General features: G+C 52.6%; 13 protein-coding genes. 2 read left to right on the plus strand and 11 right to left on the minus strand.

All coding sequences use genetic code 11. From position 1 onward, the window contains the following. Positions 1 to 366: 366 nt before the first annotated feature. Positions 367 to 2,901 carry a bifunctional aconitate hydratase 2/2-methylisocitrate dehydratase gene (locus AC6F7T_RS05825; protein ID WP_500717060.1) on the plus strand — a complete coding sequence of 845 codons (2,535 nt, stop codon included), beginning with the start codon at positions 367 to 369 and terminating at the stop codon, positions 2,899 to 2,901. Between the two features lie 244 nt (positions 2,902 to 3,145). On the opposite strand, the gene AC6F7T_RS05830 is transcribed toward AC6F7T_RS05825, so the two are convergent. The 3 genes from AC6F7T_RS05830 to AC6F7T_RS05840 are packed head-to-tail and all read right to left on the minus strand — an operon-like array spanning position 3,146 to position 4,530. Further along, a complete protein-coding gene (locus AC6F7T_RS05830) occupies positions 3,146 to 3,748 on the minus strand; it encodes a VTT domain-containing protein (RefSeq protein ID WP_500717061.1) in 603 nt (200 codons plus the stop codon). A gap of 5 nt (positions 3,749 to 3,753) precedes the next feature. Further along, a complete protein-coding gene (locus tag AC6F7T_RS05835; RefSeq protein WP_500717062.1) occupies positions 3,754 to 4,323 on the minus strand; it encodes an HD domain-containing protein in 570 nt (189 codons plus the stop codon). 12 nt (positions 4,324 to 4,335) lie between these two features. Beyond that, positions 4,336 to 4,530: a 4Fe-4S domain-containing protein gene (locus AC6F7T_RS05840; RefSeq protein ID WP_500717063.1), complete on the minus strand. Its 195-nt coding sequence runs from the start codon at positions 4,528 to 4,530 to the stop codon at positions 4,336 to 4,338. A gap of 162 nt (positions 4,531 to 4,692) precedes the next feature. Between AC6F7T_RS05840 and AC6F7T_RS05845 the strand changes: the two genes are divergently transcribed. Beyond that, positions 4,693 to 6,201: an ATP-binding protein gene (locus AC6F7T_RS05845; RefSeq protein WP_500717064.1), complete on the plus strand. Its 1,509-nt coding sequence runs from the start codon at positions 4,693 to 4,695 to the stop codon at positions 6,199 to 6,201. A 64-nt stretch (positions 6,202 to 6,265) separates the two neighbouring features. Here AC6F7T_RS05845 and AC6F7T_RS05850 read toward each other — a convergent pair whose 3' ends face one another. From AC6F7T_RS05850 to AC6F7T_RS05885, 8 genes are all read right to left on the minus strand, one after another. Then, positions 6,266 to 6,775, minus strand: a complete 510-nt coding sequence (locus tag AC6F7T_RS05850; protein ID WP_500717065.1) for a peptidylprolyl isomerase — start codon at positions 6,773 to 6,775, stop codon at positions 6,266 to 6,268. A gap of 107 nt (positions 6,776 to 6,882) precedes the next feature. Beyond that, the gene (locus tag AC6F7T_RS05855) at positions 6,883 to 9,075 is read right to left on the minus strand and encodes an EAL domain-containing protein (RefSeq protein WP_500717066.1); all 2,193 of its coding nucleotides are present in this window, start codon (positions 9,073 to 9,075) and stop codon (positions 6,883 to 6,885) included. Between the two features lie 112 nt (positions 9,076 to 9,187). Continuing rightward, positions 9,188 to 9,598 (minus strand): hypothetical protein, encoded by a 411-nt coding sequence (locus tag AC6F7T_RS05860; RefSeq protein ID WP_500717067.1) that lies wholly within the window; start codon positions 9,596 to 9,598, stop codon positions 9,188 to 9,190. Beyond that, the gene (locus AC6F7T_RS05865; protein ID WP_500717068.1) at positions 9,595 to 10,788 is read right to left on the minus strand and encodes a DUF2201 family putative metallopeptidase; all 1,194 of its coding nucleotides are present in this window, start codon (positions 10,786 to 10,788) and stop codon (positions 9,595 to 9,597) included. The genes AC6F7T_RS05860 and AC6F7T_RS05865 overlap by 4 nt, the downstream gene beginning before the upstream one ends. 4 nt (positions 10,789 to 10,792) lie before the next feature. Beyond that, positions 10,793 to 11,854, minus strand: a complete 1,062-nt coding sequence (locus AC6F7T_RS05870; protein ID WP_500717069.1) for an AAA family ATPase — start codon at positions 11,852 to 11,854, stop codon at positions 10,793 to 10,795. A gap of 329 nt (positions 11,855 to 12,183) precedes the next feature. Beyond that, positions 12,184 to 12,855 carry a TIGR04211 family SH3 domain-containing protein gene (locus AC6F7T_RS05875; protein WP_500717070.1) on the minus strand — a complete coding sequence of 224 codons (672 nt, stop codon included), beginning with the start codon at positions 12,853 to 12,855 and terminating at the stop codon, positions 12,184 to 12,186. A 102-nt stretch (positions 12,856 to 12,957) separates the two neighbouring features. After that, the gene (locus AC6F7T_RS05880; protein WP_500717071.1) at positions 12,958 to 15,660 is read right to left on the minus strand and encodes an HAD-IC family P-type ATPase; all 2,703 of its coding nucleotides are present in this window, start codon (positions 15,658 to 15,660) and stop codon (positions 12,958 to 12,960) included. A gap of 140 nt (positions 15,661 to 15,800) precedes the next feature. Further along, positions 15,801 to 16,334: a DUF3750 domain-containing protein gene (locus tag AC6F7T_RS05885; RefSeq protein WP_500717072.1), complete on the minus strand. Its 534-nt coding sequence runs from the start codon at positions 16,332 to 16,334 to the stop codon at positions 15,801 to 15,803. Positions 16,335 to 16,398 lie beyond the last annotated feature (64 nt).

Genomic DNA, 16,398 nt, shown 5'->3' on the forward strand with positions numbered 1-16,398 from the left:
TGTGTTTGTAGCTTCTGACTAACTTAGTTTATGACAAGACGGCGCAGCGCGGCGTGCGTTGCTATTCGGTTCCTTCGTTGCCACCGGGTCGGGGGTGCTGTGACAAGGGTGTCTGTCGCCAGGGACGGCGACAATCAAGCGGCCACGGACGACGAAAAGCGTCTCTTGGCCGAGGATCCCCGGCGCGGTGCTGAATAGTTACGTTTGTTTTTGGATAAAGAGGATCTGCACGTTGACTTCAATTTAAAAAATCGTATACAGTATGCAGTTGTCGCACACTAAAACACTTATTTAATGCTGATTTTAAGGATCAACAAATCAGGACTTGTAGCTAACGTTGCTAACTAGATGACTGGAGGAGAGAGAATGATCGACGCTTATCTGAAACATCAAGAGGAAAGACATGCCCAAGGAATCCCTGCCCTGCCTTTGACCCCTGAACAGACCCGCGACCTATGCCTATTGCTGCAGAATCCTCCGGCGGGAAAAGAAGATTTTTTATTACAATTACTGACTGACCGTGTTTCTCCCGGGGTTGATCCAGCTGCTGAAGTAAAAGCGGGTTTTCTGGCAGAGGTCATTGATGGAGCTAAATCTACACCTCTAATTGATCGCGTCAAGGCTGTACAGATTCTTGGTACCATGATTGGTGGTTACAACGTAGATCCCCTGATTAAGGCTCTCAAGGATAATGAACTTGCGGATCATGCAGCTAAAGCCTTGTCCGGGTTGACCTATGTTTATGATGCTGCTGAGCAGGTGATTCAATTGTCCAAATCACATGCGGCGGCGAAAAAGGTTGTTCAAAGTTGGGCTGACGCTGAGTGGTTTACCGCCAAACCTGCCATGCCTGAGGTGATTCGAGTTAAGGTGTTTAAGGTTGAGGGGGAGATTAATACCGATGATTTTTCACCTGCCGGTGACGCCTGGAGTCGCCCCGATATTCCCCTTCATGCATTAGCCATGGGCAAAACCCGTTTTCCGGGAGGCATCCAGGAAATTGCCAAGTGGCGTGCTGAAGGACATCAAGTTGCCTTTGTTGGTGATGTTGTGGGAACCGGATCTTCCCGTAAATCGGCCTGTAACAGCGTTTTGTGGTGTATTGGTGATGATATCCCTGCCGTACCGAACAAACGCCGTGGCGGCGTGATCATTGGTGGTGTTATCGCCCCGATCTTCTTCAACACGGCCCAGGATTCCGGTGCTCTGCCGTTACGGATGGACGTCAGCAATCTGAATATGGGTGATGTTATTACCATCAATACCAGCAAAGGGGAGGTGACCAATGCAGCAGGGGAGGTGATCACCACCTTTGAGATCAAACCCTCAACGGTTCCGGATGAATACCGTGCCGGCGGCCGGGTTCCATTGATTATTGGCCGTGCCCTGACCGGTGTGGCTCGTAGTGCTCTGGGTCTGGGGGCTTCAGACTTGTTTGCAAAAGTTCAGAATCCTGAATCTAAAGCAGATCAGGGCTACACCCAGGCGCAGAAGATGGTTGGCCGTGCCTGCGGTGTTGCCGGGGTGCTGCCGGGCAGTTCCTGTGAACCAGCAATGACCACCGTCGGCTCCCAGGATACGACCGGACCAATGACTGCCGATGAGTGGAAAGAACTGGCCTGTCTGCGCTTCTTGTCACCCATGGTGATGCAGTCGTTCTGCCATACTGCCGCTTATCCCAAGCCGGCTGACATCAAAATGCACAAGACCTTGCCAACCTTTATTGCCGAGCGTGGCGGTGTTCCATTGCGTCCCGGTGACGGAGTTATTCATAGCTGGCTCAATCGACTGCTGGTTCCCGACACGGTCGGTACCGGTGGCGATTCTCACACCCGCTTCCCCATCGGTATCAGTTTCCCTGCGGGATCGGGTTTGATTGCCTTTGCCGGCGCCCTCGGCTTTATGCCACTCGATATGCCGGAGTCGGTACTGGTGCGTTTTAAGGGGAAATTAAACGAGGGGATCACCTTACGTGATGCGGTCAATGCGATCCCCTACTGGGCGATCAAGCAAGGGTTGTTGACCGTTCCCAAGAAGAACAAAGTCAACGTCTTTAATGGCCGAATCCTTGAAATGGAAGGGCTTCCCGACCTGTCCGTCGAGCAGGCTTTTGAATTAACTGACGCGGCCGCTGAACGTTCTGCTGCAGCCGGGTGTATCCAGCTGTCTGAAGAGAGTGTCTGCACCTACTTGCGCTCAAATGTGGCCCTGATGGAGCAGATGATCAAGGATGGCTACCAGGATGCCCAGACGCTGCGCAACCGGATTGACGCGGTCAAGGAATGGCTCAAGGATCCCAAGCTGATCAGAGCCGACGCCAACGCTGAATACGCCGCAGTGATTGAGATCGATCTGGCTGAGATTACCGAACCGATTCTCGCCTGCCCGAATGATCCGGATGATGTCAAACTGCTCTCCGAAGTGCAGGGAACCTCGATCCAGGATGTGTTTATTGGCTCCTGTATGACCAATATTGGTCACTTCCGCGCTGCTGCTGAAATCTGGCGCGGTGAGAAGTTCAATCCCGAGGTGCGTACCTGGGTTTGCCCGCCGACCCGGATGGATCAGGGAAAACTCAAGGAAGAAGCGGTTTTTTCCGTCTTCAGTGCCAAAGGTGCACGTCTTGAAATCGCCGGCTGTTCGCTGTGCATGGGCAATCAGGCGCGGGTGCCGGACAAGGTCAATATGTACTCAACCAGTACCCGGAACTTCGATGATCGCATCGGTGATGGTGCCAGGGTCTATCTGGGTTCGGCTGAACTTGGTGCCGTTGTTGCCAATATCGGCAAATTGCCGACTCCGGCTGAATACTTTGCCGTTTACAAAGAGCGCATTGCGCCCAAGGCTGAGCAGATCTACCAGTATCTGCAGTTTGATGAGATGGAAGGCTACGGCGCCTGATCCATTGATGTGACAAGTTGTTAGCCAAAAAAAGGCCACTCTGCTTAAGGGTGGCCTTTTTTAATCATCTAGGAGTTAAGTTCTCCGCAGCTTGCTGCGTTGCATGTCTAATAATCCAGCAGACAGAATCTGGAATCCTGAAGGAAGCCTGCTGAATCATCGAACTTTCTTCTAAGTTCTCACTTGTGAATTGGTTATTCTGCTACCCCGCTGCCTGCAGTGGGGTAGTTCATTAGTGACGTTCCTATTTGAACAGTTTTTTTACCTGATAATGAACGATGACAATCAGTAATAGGACTATGATCGCAAGTCCCAGCCGCACACCAAGATTTTGCGCTTGCTGCAGGCTGCTGCCACCAAGATAGCCAATCCCCGGATAGCAAATACCCCAAAGGATCGAACTGATCAGGATATAGATAGCACCAGCGCCGCGCGGTATCTGTGACAGGCCGGCGATAAAAGGAACGATCCCGCGGATCGGACCTAAAAAGCGTGCAAAAAACAGGCTTTTGCCACCATGGGTGACGAAGAATTTCTGGGCGTAGCGGATCATCTTGCGCCGGCGGCGAAAAAAACGCATACGTAAAAAGATACCACCATAGCGTTTGCCCAGCCACATGCTGAGCAGGTCGCCGAACAGAGCACCAACGGTAGCTACCATGATCAGCGCGGCAAGGTTGCCCTTGCCGGCTACAATGAGAAAACCGGCCAGGACGATGACAGTACTGCCAGGGACGAGCAAACCCACTATCGGCAGTGATTCAGCGAAGGCGACAAGAAAAAGCAGTGAATAGTACTTACTGCCTTCAGGAAGATACAGAAGTATGTATTGTGTCCAGGTTTCCATCAGAGTCAGAGTTCCGGCTCAAATTCGGCCAGCCAACGCTCAAAAATCAGGGGTTTATCCTTACCATAGCGCTCAAGCTGGAGTCGCACTTTTTTGCTGTTTTTGCTCTTGTGCAGGCTGTTCGGATCTTTTGAATAGAAGAGATCGGCATAACAGATGATCCTCTCTTCCAGGGTTTCCGGAAGTAGATCGCGTCTGGGCAATGGCAGCTTGTTTTGCTCGATTTCTCTCGCCGTCAGCCCCACGCCAGTGTGACGTTCGCAAACCCGCGCATGTGCGGGTAGCCCCAGGTTGTCAAGCAGCCTGGCACCGATTACACCATGCTGCAGGTAGGGAGCATCGCCATGGCAGCCGATATCTGGCGCGTCGGTGAAGATCATGCCAATATCATGGAGCATGGCCGCTTCGCCAACAAACTGAAGATCGGGATTTGCTCCCCGCAGAATCAGGGCGCGGGCGATAGCCAGTGCCCGGCGCGACACCTGGCGACTATGTTCGAGAAGAATCCTTCGCGCCACTGGGTAAGCGAGATAATAGCGATCGATCAGATCTGCCGGTTTCAGCCTGGTTGTCATCACCGGCAGAATTTACAGGTCTTCCCAGGTGATGCAGGCAACCGGGCAGTTATCCATCGCTTCTTCAATCTTTTCCACACTATCTCCCGTCGGGTCAAGAATGCCGGCCATATGTTCAGATACCATATGGAAAACGTTGGGACTGATTCGAGTGCATGTTTCACAACCGATACAAGCGTCTGCATCCAGATAGAGAATTTTTGTCATAAGGAAATCCTTTTTGTGATGATTACTGAAACGATGATAAGAACAGGATCTGTCTCTGCATTATTACCTGTTCAGGGCCGTTATGACAAACATGATTCAATTTGGCGGTGAAATATGGTAGTCAAGCAGGAATTGTCATAACTATTGAGGATCCCTATCGTCGTGAAAAAAAGTGTCGGATTGCGCACCGAAATCCTCGTTACTCTAACGTTTCTGCTGGTGGCCGCCCTGTTGTTGGGGGGAATGTTGATGCTGCGCCTGACGGAGCAACGGTTGTTGGCGGAACGCTTGCGTCATCTCGAGGACATCGCCCGCATTGTCACAGTTGCCCTGTCTGCGCAGCTGTATCCTGCTGCTACGGCTACCCCCGGCTCATCGAGCCAGCTGCTGCTGGGCAAGCTGGATGAAACCGGTTATTGCGACGGCTGGTGGTTGTTCGATCAGCATCTCACCCTGCTTGAGTCCTTTAGTGCCGCAGGTCGGCAGCCTTTAAGTGCCGCCCGGCGTCAGCAGGTCCGGCTCACGGGTGAGTTTGAGCGGCGGGTCGATTTCCCCACATTGCTGAACCGTTTCACTGCAGGCAGCGCCGGTGTTCAGTTGGCGTTCCCCTTGTTTGCTGATCAGCGCTTCGCCGGTGTGCTTGAAATGCACTTCAGTCTGGACGATATCCGTCTGCAGTTGATGGACGCCCTGCAGTTGCTGCTGATTTATGTGGTACTTTACGGACTGGTTCTGATTGCGGCCGGCTACTATCTGCTGCAACGTAATATCATCAAGCCGGCCAAGCTGTTGCTGCGGGCCACCCAGGATGTCGGCCGCGGGGATTTAAATACGCGTCTGCCGATTGGCGGACCGACGGAACTGGCGCAGTTGGCTACGGCCTACAACGAGATGGTGATTGCGTTGCAAAAGAGTCAGGCGCAAACGCACATTCACATCGATGAACTTCAAAATACCAATCGGCAATTGCAGCAGGCGCGTGATGAGTTGATCCGCAGTGAAAAAATGGCTTCCGTCGGGCAGCTCGCTGCAGGGCTCGCCCATGAGCTTGGCAATCCGTTGGCAGCACTGATCGGCTATCTTGAATTACTTAAAAAGCGCTTGCATTCAGCCGACAAAGATGTTGCTGAACGCGCCCTGGTCGAGGCCGCGCGCATTGATTATCTGGTGCGTGAGCTTCTCAATTTTTCGCGCCCGGCTGATAAGATCAGCATTGATCATGTTGATTCAGTTGCTGAATTACGTGTGTGTTGTGATTTGCTTGCTCACCAGGGAACGTTCGGGCAGGTACGCATTGTCGACATGTTACCTGTTGATTTTGCCATGGTGCGGATCAATCGACAAAAGCTTCATCAGGTGTTTATCAACCTATTGATCAATGCCACACATGCCTGTGGAAAAAAAGGGGTGATTGAACTGACTGCCGGCACCGCGCAGGAAGCGCTATGGCTGCAGATCAAAGATGATGGCTGTGGTATTGCGGCCAGCGATCTGACCCAGATATTCGACCCTTTTTATACGACCAAGGCGCCAGGAGAGGGTACCGGGCTGGGATTAACTATCTGTCACCGGATTGCTGATGAAGCCGGCGGGTATTTGCAGGTCGAGTCTTGCCTGCACCATGGGAGCAGTTTCAGACTGGTTCTGCCGTTGGCGGTTAATAGGGAGTAGGGAGTAGGGAGTAGGGAGTAGGATGCCGGCTGCGAAAAGAACAAAATTCGCAGCCGGTGTTTTTTTATTCGACGATGGTGGCTTTGGTAATGATGACGGCATCTTTGGGAACATCCTGATGGGGACCAGAATTGCCGGTTGCTACTTTGGCTATAGCGTCAACGATTTCCATGCCGTCGGTGACCTGACCGAAAACAGCGTAGCCATAAGCATTGGGAGCCTTGCCCTGATGGTCGAGGAAACTGTTGTCGACCAGGTTGATGAAAAACTGACTGGTGGCACTGTCAACCACCTGGGTACGGGCCATGGCAATGGAGCCACGCACATTTTTCAGGCCATTATCAGCCTCGTTTTTAATCTGCTGGTTTGTCCCTTTCTGTTTCATGTCAGCGGTAAAACCGCCACCCTGGATCATAAAATTAGGGATAACCCGGTGAAAAAGCGTCAGGTCGTAAAATCCTTCCCGGACATAGCTTAGAAAATTCTTGGTTGAGATGGGGGCTCTTTCCTGATTCAGGGTAATGGTGATCGACCCCTTGTTGGTTGCGATAATGACACGTGGCTGCTGGCTCATTTATTCTCTCCTGTGAAATGGTGATATTGTTGACAGAGATCATCCCATGTCAGGTGGTCGCTTGGTGCGAAAAGATATTGATTGAAATGATCAGACGTTGATGTGAATCAACTGTCGGTCGGCGAAATACCCTTCTGCAATAACTCGATGAATTGAAGATCCGGCATAGGCTTACTGAAAAGATAGCCCTGGAAAATAGCACAACCATTCTGTTTGAGGAAGTCGAGTTCAGATCTGGTTTCTACGCCTTCGGCAATCACTTTAAGATAAAGGTGTTCAGCCATGGCAATGATGGTAGCGACGATAGCGGCATCATTAGCATCGGTTTCAATGTCACGGACAAAGGACTGGTCGATTTTGAGAATGTCCAGGGGCATTTTTTTCAGGTACGTCAAAGAAGAATAGCCGGTGCCAAAATCGTCGATAGAGAGTTGCAGCCCAAGTTTTTTTAGTCCCTGCATTTTATTAATGGTGTCGACAATATTGTCAATAACCAGACCTTCCGTTATTTCAAAACAGACCATTGTCGGGTTAGCCCCGGTTTCCTTGAGTATCGATTCAACCTGGTCGACAAACTCAGGTTGGCGAAATTGGCGGGGACTTACGTTAATCGCAAGATGAGTCAGACCAAGCCCCTGATGATTCCATTTTTTCAGGTGTTGACAGGCGGTGCGCAGCACCCATTCACCAATCGACAGAATCAGGCCGCTGGCTTCAGCAATGGGAATAAAGACGTCTGGAGAGATAAATCCCTTGGTTGGGTGGATCCAGCGGATAAGTGCTTCGGCACCAAGGATGTTTCCATGATAATCGACCTGCGGCTGAAAATAGAGTGACAGTTCGTTGCGTTCAATGGCGTGGCGCAGTTCTTTTTCCAGAGCGAGGCGATAGTCAGCAGCCGTCTGCATACTTGGCAAGAAGAAACGGATTGTGTCACGACCATCATCTTTGGCCTGGTACATGGCGGTATCGGCATAGCGCAGGATATCACTGCCTGTCTCGTTGGCGTCGCTGGCCGAGGGAAACATAGCTACCCCGATACTGGGAGTGATGTGCAGAACATTTTCCTGAACAACAAAAGGTGCAGTCAGCCGATCCTTGATCATTTCCGCCTTATGCTGTGCTGCCACCGCTGCAGTGCCGGAGTCTTTGCCAAGATCAGACAGAAGAAAAACAAATTCATCGCCTCCCAGGCGTGAAGCCGTATCCTCGGCGCGCATATCAGCTGTCAGGCGCTCGGCAACCTGCTTAAGCAAATTATCGCCTATCAGGTGGCCGAGGGAGTCATTGATGTTTTTAAACCGATCCAGATCAAGAAAGAGCATGGCTCCATAGTGGCCGTAGCGCCGGGCACGGGAGATGTTCTGTTCGAGGCGATTGAGCAGCAGACGGCGATTTGGCAGCTCCGTCAGCGGGTCATAGTAAGCCAGGTATTCGATGTGCGCTTCTGCCTGTTTGCGTTCGGTGATATCGCGCAAGGTGGCGCAGACTTTATCGGCGTTCTGTCGTTCACCACCCTGATAACTGGCGTTGAGAGAACAAGGGATCTCCTGGTTGTTTTTGTCACGCAGGTGGATCTCGAAATCGCGGATATGGTCTTTTTGGTCCAGTTGCTGAAATAGCTTGTCGCGTTCTTCATGGCGGGGGAAGAGACTCTCGATTTTGGTACCAAGGAGTTCTTCCCGTTTAAATGACGATATCTGCGAGATGGAAGAACTGATTTCGAGAATGACGTCGTGGCTGACAAATTCTATATAGACATCCTGCAGGTTTTCAAAAATTGAGCGGTAGGTTTCTTCGCTTTTACGCAGCTTAAAGTGGGAATCATTGAGCTCGTTGATGGCTTTTTGCAGGGCAGCGGTGCGGCGCGTGACTTCTTCTTCGAGGTGTTCCTGATAGGCACGGTTTTCAATAATCAAACGGGCGCGTTCAAGTTCCTGAATGATGGCGTGCAGCAGTACGGACATGTCCTGAATCGGTTTGAGCAGGTAATTCCAGGCCCCACGGCGGATCGCCTCAATGGCATCACCAATGATTCCGGTGCCGGAGACGACAACGATCGGTGTGTCAGGAGATTCCGCCTTGATCGTCTGCAGAACCTCCAGTCCGTTCATTTCCGGCATGCGCAGATCACACAGAACCAGATCCGGTTTTCTACGGCGAAAGACATCCAGACCTTCACGGCCGTTCTTCGCTTCAACAACGTCAAAATCATGATCTTCAAGAAACAGGCGAAAACTGTTACGGATCTGCTCTTCATCATCAATGGTGAGGATTAATGGGTTTTTCTGACGCCCCATAGTTGCCGGCCTTTATATGAAAATATTCATGACAATTTACTATTGTAGCACTTTTTCGGTCTAAATCAGTAAAAATATTAGCCGCCGTTTCCGTTTTTTTATTCCTTATCCGTTACAGGTCACCAGTCAGGCTCTGCAGGGTGAAGAGCTTTGGGTTGATGGCAGCGATTGCCTGAATCAATTCTTTTAATTGATCTGAATCGAGGTTTTCTTCTGTATCCGTATCTTGAAAGTAGCTGTAGCCTTTGGGAAGTTGGCTGTAATTCCCGTCAAATAGCAGGGTCGCGTCAATCAGGTCATTGACTCTGCCGCTTGCTTCCCAGGGATCACGATAGTTGTACTGGCGCGCGGTGATCTGCAGAGCCAGTTTGTTGGGGAACACCGCTTTAACTTCAAAGGAAAAATCCCGTGGCGAACCGTAGTGAGCGCTGCGCCCGGATCGTCCTTTGACGCGGGCTCCAGCTGCTAGCAGCATCGCGGTAATGCTGTCTTCCGACATGGGGGTTGGTTGGGTGTAGGTCATGATGCCTCCATGAGGTGATCAAGTCGTAATTCAAGTCCCCAGGTTACAGGTTTTTGGCCATCGGGCGAGAGCACCCATAAGGTGGGAATGTCTGATGATTCCGGCGCAGGGCCAAAACCGTCGGTCAGGTAGATGATAGCAGCAGGGCGGGGTTGCATGGTACGGGCATGGTCAAATACCGGGCGCAGGTCGGTAAATCCACCGCCATGAAAGACATCGACAACTGCAGGATGACCACTAAAAGAAGAAATTTTCTGAATGCGGCTGCCGGCATAAAGAACGGTTATCCTGCTCTGGCGGGCCTGGGCAATCCGTAGCAGTTCTTTGGCAAAGATTTCACGCAGGGGTTGCGTGTCGGTGGAATCACTGACATCTATGCCGACCACCAGGTTCAGATACTGTTTCTTGCGCAGGCCCGGCATGGTCTGATCAAATCGGCGATGGGCACGTTTCCAGGTCGAGATTTTGCCCACCCGCCCGGCAGTACCGATAAACTGCCTGAGAATCTGTTGCCAGGGAATGCTTGGTGGCGCGAGGTAGCAATTGATCAGCGTGCGCAATTCGCCGTCAATTTCGTTCGCACTTTTTTTCCAGGCCACTTGCACCATCTGCCGGACCACCTGTTCGCTCAGGGAACCTGGGGTGCGCTCAGCCTCCTGCCAGTGCTGGTGATCGTCCAACGGCTGCAGCTGATAAATATCGGGGGTTGATGCGGCCTCGTCATGCGCTTGCTCACCGCTGACGTCGGCAGCGCTGTCGCCATAGCCATCACCGAGGTGATCACCAGGGAGCGGTATGTGCAGTAACTGATCGTAATATTCTTCAGCGGCAAGGCCGGCCGCCAGCTTGAGCCGTTCGGGTCGGGGTGCCGCGGCGGGCAGATGGTCGATGCCGGGATTGATGGCGAAATCGCAGGCCAGATCCCAGAGTCCGGGGTGACGATCGCGGCGTCGACAAGGGTGCAGGTGGAGAATATGTTTGATCAGATGCTCAAGTAGCGCCTGCTGCTCTTCGGTGGAAAAAAGAGCAAATAACTGTGGCGAAACCATCAGGGTTGGCAAGGCATCAATCAGGGTGACAGCAACCGCTTTGCGTCCCCGGTAGGGCCGGCGGCGAAATTGCAACAGAAAATGACCATAAAATGGGCGATGTTTCAACAGCCGGATAATTGCATCTTCAAGCAGGCGCATCGGATTACAAGGTGTCCCGGCTGATGTTACGGATAATGTCGAGAATCGCGGCGTCGTATTTGTCCTGACACAAGATCGCTGCGATCGGCGGAATCCGCAGTAGACTTTTGACCAGTGCAAAACGCATGTCGCGTGGCAGAATATCGATATAGGCCACCAGATGGTCCTGCTCGATTTTATCCAGATGAGTCTGCTGTTGGAGTCGAGTGGTTAATTCATGGATAGTTGCCGCTTGAATGTCATCACGTTGTTTTTCAGCTTGCTCGGCGACCATTGGCCAACGCTGCAGAATATCTGCCGCCGTCAACGGGCGCAGGCGCTGTTCGTTGCGCCATTGCAGAAAGGCAACCGCCGCTTCCTTGCCGATGACGCCACTGTAGACCTCCATCTCCAGTTGTTTCGGGAAGTGACAATGGCGCCGGAGGATACTGACCATTTCCCAGGCACGTTCCGAAGGCTCGACGTTCATATCAAAGCTGACGTTGTTAAGTGACAGGAGGTGCTGGTGGGCACCGATAAATTGGCGTACCGCTAGATCAAAATCTGACTGCTGGGCATACTGGGACCAGCAGTCAGCGTCCGTTTCGACTTGAATGACGACCATGCGATCGAGCAGAGCCCGGTCCAGCGGGGTGACCTGGTAACTGCCATCGGGAGGATTGATGGCAACCACGACCCGGTGCTGTGGAGCCAGTTTGTGGGTGTGTAGCGCGCGTTGTTGTCCCTGTGATGGTGGCTCGACAAATTGAAAGATCGCCTGCAGGGTATCTTCCTGCTGGGCACGATTGAGTTCATCACAATGGATGATAGTCGGCGGAGCATTGTCGGCGGGCCACCAGGCGGGACGGGACCAGTGCATCGTCTCATCGATGCGGTAGGGAATGCCGACCAGGTCGCCAACTTCCATCTGGCCCAGGCGTAAAGGAATATAGCTGCGATTGATGTCCCGACATACCTGAATAATGCCGGCTGTTTTGCCGACCCCGCGGTGACCAACCACACAGGGGGTCAGGTCGGTCGTCGTCAGAATTTCTTTGAGTACGACTTTCATCTGTTCAATGTTCATAACACACTCTTTATGTGCGGAAAAGGTAGCATGGGCTAGTGGCTTGAAGTTTCAGGACAAATTATTCACTACTATGGCCGAAGGTGCCGGCGAAAGTCAAAAGCACAAAGGTGGTTGATGAGAAACGGTGACGAGAGTTGGCCAGGCGGGGAGCTCGGAAGGTACTTCCAGTGCTTAATTGACTCATGTCATCATTGCGATCGAAGAAACCGACAAATCAAGGATAAAAACAGATATTAGAATAAAATAAAGATTAGTTTTGTGAGGATAGATCTGGACGCAACCGGGTGTCTACGTCCAGATGTGGATAAACGACAGGAAGGCAAAAGTCAGCGTGAAAAGCCGCGTGGTTTTTGTCGCGAGACTTTGCCGATAAACCAGCCGCCCAAAAAGACACCGGCGCCGGCGAGAAACCACTGGATCATGTTGGAGCGGTGAAAGCTGCTGTTTTCCTCACGTAAGATCAGTACTTCGCGGGTCAGTGATTGGTTTTGTTCCTCCAGCAATTGGTTGTTTTCGTAGAGGGTCAGAACATCGGCAGAACTTTCACGTAAGCTTTCATATTGCTCGGTTAATTGTTTCAGGTTTGTGCGTGCCTCTTCAAGCTGAAGGACCAGATCGGTGTTTTGCGTTGAGCCTTCATTGCCCTGCTGCAGTCGGTTATAGCGGGCCTGCAGTTGATTATAGTCTGCTTCAAGTGCCGCGATGCGGGCCTGCAGCTGCTCGATGATAAGGGTTTTGGGGACATCCGCAGTAACATACTGTTTAAGTATAAAACCTTCATTTCCCTTGGGGGTGCGAACTTGATAAAAATTCCCCTGTTCAGCAAGAAAAGTGACCGGGGTGTTTGATGATAGGCGCTCGAGCACCTGGTGGTCATTGCTGGTGTTGTTGCGCAGCGTGACGACCAGGGAGTCAGAAATATAGCGGGTGTCAGCAATCGCCGTGGTGACGAGTCCTGCACTCAGCAAGCCTGTCACAAGTATAGTTTTCAGTCGCATCGAGTGATCCTCTTGAAATATGGGTGCCAATAAAGATGGTGGCTGATACTAGCGCCAATGAAGGCGGATTTCAAGTAACCATCGTTGTCGTTTGTACAAAGGTTATAGCAGCCGGCGCGTGAGAATTTTTTCTACCTCGACGATTAAGAAAACCGCTGCACCGATACCCAGCGGGATCAACCAGTGCCGAGCTTCCAGGGGTGCCGAGCCGAACCACAACTGCATAAAGGGGGCGTAAACGAATAACAGTTGAAAAAAGGCGAGCACGGCGACGGCCACCCATGCCGCAGGGTTAGCAGTCAGTCGACTGATTTTCAGGCTGGTACGTTTCAGGTAGCGGCTGTTGAACAGGTAAAAGGCCTGGCCGCATACCAGGGTATTGACGGCCAGGGTCCGGGCCAGATCGAGGGGAAGGCCGATATTTCTCTCATAGAGGAAGATACCGATAGTAGCACCACCAATCAGAATGGAAACAAAGATAATGCGCCAGACAAAGATTGGCCCAAGAATTGATGTTCCGGGCTGGCGCGGTGGGCGTTCCATGACTCCAGGTTCTGCCGGTTCGAACGCCAGGGCCAGGGCCAGGGTGATTGCAGTCACCATATTGACCCAGAGGATCTGAACCGGGGTCAGGGGCAGGGCAGTGCCCAGGATGATCGCGGTCAGGATAACCAGTCCTTCGGCACCGTTGGTCGGTAGAATGAAGAGGATCGCTTTGCGCAGGTTGTCATAGATGGTACGTCCCTCTTCAATCGCTCGTTCGATGGAGGTAAAGTTGTCATCGGCGAGCACCACTTCGGCGGCTTCCTTGGTGGCTTCAGTCCCCTTGATTCCCATGGCGATGCCGACATCAGCGCGCTTTAAGGCCGGGGCATCGTTAACCCCATCGCCGGTCATGGCGACCACCTCACCATTGGCCTGCAACGCTTTAACCAGGCGTAGTTTGTGTTCCGGGCTGGTGCGGGCAAAAATATTATTGTCGCGGGCCAACTGGCGTAAATCATCATCCGAGGTTTTTTCCAGTTCGCCCCCGGTAATAACCTGATCAGCGTTTTTAATCCCCATTTCGCGGCCGATGGCCACAGCGGTTCCGGCGTGGTCGCCGGTGATCATTTTGACCTGGATGCCGGCCTGATGACAGATGGCAATGGAGTCGATCGCTTCCGGCCGTGGCGGGTCAATAATGCCGACCAGTCCCAAAAAGGTGAGATCATTGTCAATGTCACTGATTTTCAGAATGTCCTGGCCGTCCTCGGCCGGGCGCGCTGCCGCCGCCAGCACCCGTAATCCCTGGCTGCTGAGTTGCTCAACGTGATCTTCCCAGAAGCTGCGATCAAGGGGCTCTTCGCCGTTGGCCGCGCTGTGCTGAAAACTTGAACGGTCGAGCAGTTGATCCGGAGCCCCTTTAACGAAGATCATCAGCTCGCCGTCAGGCGTCCGGTTGAGGGTTGCCATGAACTTGTTGTGTGATTCGAAGGGGACGGTGGCAACGCGCTCATAGCGACTGTCATCAAAATCGGCCTTGGCTGCCAGGGTGCGCAAGGCGCCCTCTGTCGGCTCGCCGGTGACCCGCCACTGCTGGTTCACCTGGACGATCTCCGAGTCGTTACAGACGGACATGGTTTCAATCAGATTAAAAGCTTCCAGATGCTCTTTGAGGTCCAGGGTTTTATCGCCAAGGGTGTGGTGCTTGATTTGCCCTTCCGGAGCATGGCCGGTACCGCTGACTTCATAGCTGTTGCCGCTGGTGACCAGATGGCGCACCGTCATTTCGTTGCGGGTCAGGGTACCGGTTTTGTCCGAGCAGATTACCGTTACCGAGCCTAAGGTTTCGATGGCATTGAGTTTGCGGGTAATGGCGTTGCGCCTTGCCATGCGTTGCACGCCCAACGCCAGGGTAATGGTGAAAATGGCGGGTAGTCCTTCAGGAATGGCAGCAACAGCGAAGCCGATGGCCGACAGAAAGAGTTCCCCCACTGTGTACTCGTGGAAGAACCAACCGATAAACCACATGACGACGGCCGTGCCGACAATCACTACTGACAGGCGTTTGCCAAAGATATTCATCTGGCGGGTCAGGGGGGTGGCGATTTTTTCGACCTCGGCAATCATCGTATTGATGCGGCCGATTTCGGTGTGAATGCCGGTTGCGGAGACGACACCGATACCACGGCCGGTGGTGACCAGGGTGCCGGAAAAAGCCATGCCGTAGCGATCGCCGATGCCGGCGTCAGCATCAACGGCCGCAGTGGATTTGTCAGCCGCCAGCGACTCACCGGTCAGGGCCGATTCTTCAATCTGCAGGTGCGTCGTTTCAATCAGGCGCATATCGGCAGGAACGCGATTGCCGGAACGCAGCTTGACGCGGTCACCCGGAACCAGCTCCTCGGCATTGATCTCCAGCCAGCGACCGTCGCGCAAGACCAGGGCCTGAAGCGACAGCATCTTGCGAATCCCCTCAAGGGCTTCTTCAGCTTTGCCTTCCTGAATAAAGCCGATGACCGCATTGATAATGACCACGGCGAGAATAACACCGGTATCGATCCAGTGTCCGAGGATTGCCGTCAATAGTGCAGCAGCCAACAATACGTAGATCAGCAGATTATGAAAGTGTTTGAAAAAACGTCTGAAAATCCCTTCTTTTGGCGCAGCCGGCAGACGGTTGTGACCGACATCTTCGAGCCTTTTCCGCGCTTCGGCGTGGGTCAGCCCTTTAGCCGGACTTGCAAGTTGCTTGATGATCTCATCCGTGTCGATACTGTGGGGATTGTTTATCTGATAGGGGGAGTCTTGCGAAGATGTCATCGGGTGTATTTCTCCTGGTAAAGCATTTTGCTGTCGGCAGAGTCGGCAAAAAGCCGGTTAAACTGCTGGCGTCAGTTGGAAATTCTAACAGGAGAGATCAGCCTGTACAAGTTGGATGTGGGGTAGCAGGATAGGTTTGGTTACCTGCTGTAGCCGCTGCCAATGGCAGAAAAGGGGAGGCGTACATCAAGGTCAGGAACCTGGCCGACAACCCAGCCAGTGAAGGTGTTGCTGTTGGGACCGGGAAAAACGCGATACTCGTCCGGCCACGGATAGTTATGGGCGGCTGTTTTAATCTGCTCAATCAGTTCATCAACCCCGCTGCCACGGAAGTCAGCAAGCAAGCGTGGTTTTTTGCCAAACCAGTAACGATCGGGGACGTCAGCTTCGACCCGTAACACCGGCAGACCACGGTTGCCGCGCCAGCCAATCACTTCATAGACGGTATAATAGGGTTCGTCGGTACCTTTTGTCGCAATCCAGGTATGGACGGCAAACCAGCCCCGCCAGCCCCAGGCGCGCGCTGCATAGACTTGAACCACCGCTTCCCGGCTGCGTGCCGGGTCCGGAGCTATTCCTGCCGGTTCTCGACTGGCAGTGCGCCAATCGCCATCGGAGCAGCCAGTCTGTATCATGAACAGTGCCAGTATTGACAAAAGAATGAGCTTCTTCATGATAATAATGTCCTTACTTATTCCAACAAAAACGGGTTGAATAAATTATACTCTCGCATGCTGA

It is taken from the genome of Pelovirga sp., assembly GCF_059864205.1.

What these genes read in the sequence shown, in the direction of transcription:
- AC6F7T_RS05835 (WP_500717062.1), bottom strand. Translation starts at nt 4,323, where the DNA reads ATGACAACCAGGCTGAAACCGGCAGATCTGATCGATCGCTATTATCTC.
- AC6F7T_RS05860 (WP_500717067.1), bottom strand. Translation starts at nt 9,598, where the DNA reads ATGACCTACACCCAACCAACCCCCATGTCGGAAGACAGCATTACCGCG.
- AC6F7T_RS05880 (WP_500717071.1), bottom strand. Translation starts at nt 15,660, where the DNA reads ATGACATCTTCGCAAGACTCCCCCTATCAGATAAACAATCCCCACAGT.
- AC6F7T_RS05870 (WP_500717069.1), bottom strand. Translation starts at nt 11,854, where the DNA reads ATGAACATTGAACAGATGAAAGTCGTACTCAAAGAAATTCTGACGACG.
- AC6F7T_RS05865 (WP_500717068.1), bottom strand. Translation starts at nt 10,788, where the DNA reads ATGCGCCTGCTTGAAGATGCAATTATCCGGCTGTTGAAACATCGCCCA.
- AC6F7T_RS05830 (WP_500717061.1), bottom strand. Translation starts at nt 3,748, where the DNA reads ATGGAAACCTGGACACAATACATACTTCTGTATCTTCCTGAAGGCAGT.
- AC6F7T_RS05885 (WP_500717072.1), bottom strand. Translation starts at nt 16,334, where the DNA reads ATGAAGAAGCTCATTCTTTTGTCAATACTGGCACTGTTCATGATACAG.
- AC6F7T_RS05855 (WP_500717066.1), bottom strand. Translation starts at nt 9,075, where the DNA reads ATGGGGCGTCAGAAAAACCCATTAATCCTCACCATTGATGATGAAGAG.
- AC6F7T_RS05825 (WP_500717060.1), top strand. Translation starts at nt 367, where the DNA reads ATGATCGACGCTTATCTGAAACATCAAGAGGAAAGACATGCCCAAGGA.
- AC6F7T_RS05840 (WP_500717063.1), bottom strand. Translation starts at nt 4,530, where the DNA reads ATGACAAAAATTCTCTATCTGGATGCAGACGCTTGTATCGGTTGTGAA.
- AC6F7T_RS05875 (WP_500717070.1), bottom strand. Translation starts at nt 12,855, where the DNA reads ATGCGACTGAAAACTATACTTGTGACAGGCTTGCTGAGTGCAGGACTC.
- AC6F7T_RS05850 (WP_500717065.1), bottom strand. Translation starts at nt 6,775, where the DNA reads ATGAGCCAGCAGCCACGTGTCATTATCGCAACCAACAAGGGGTCGATC.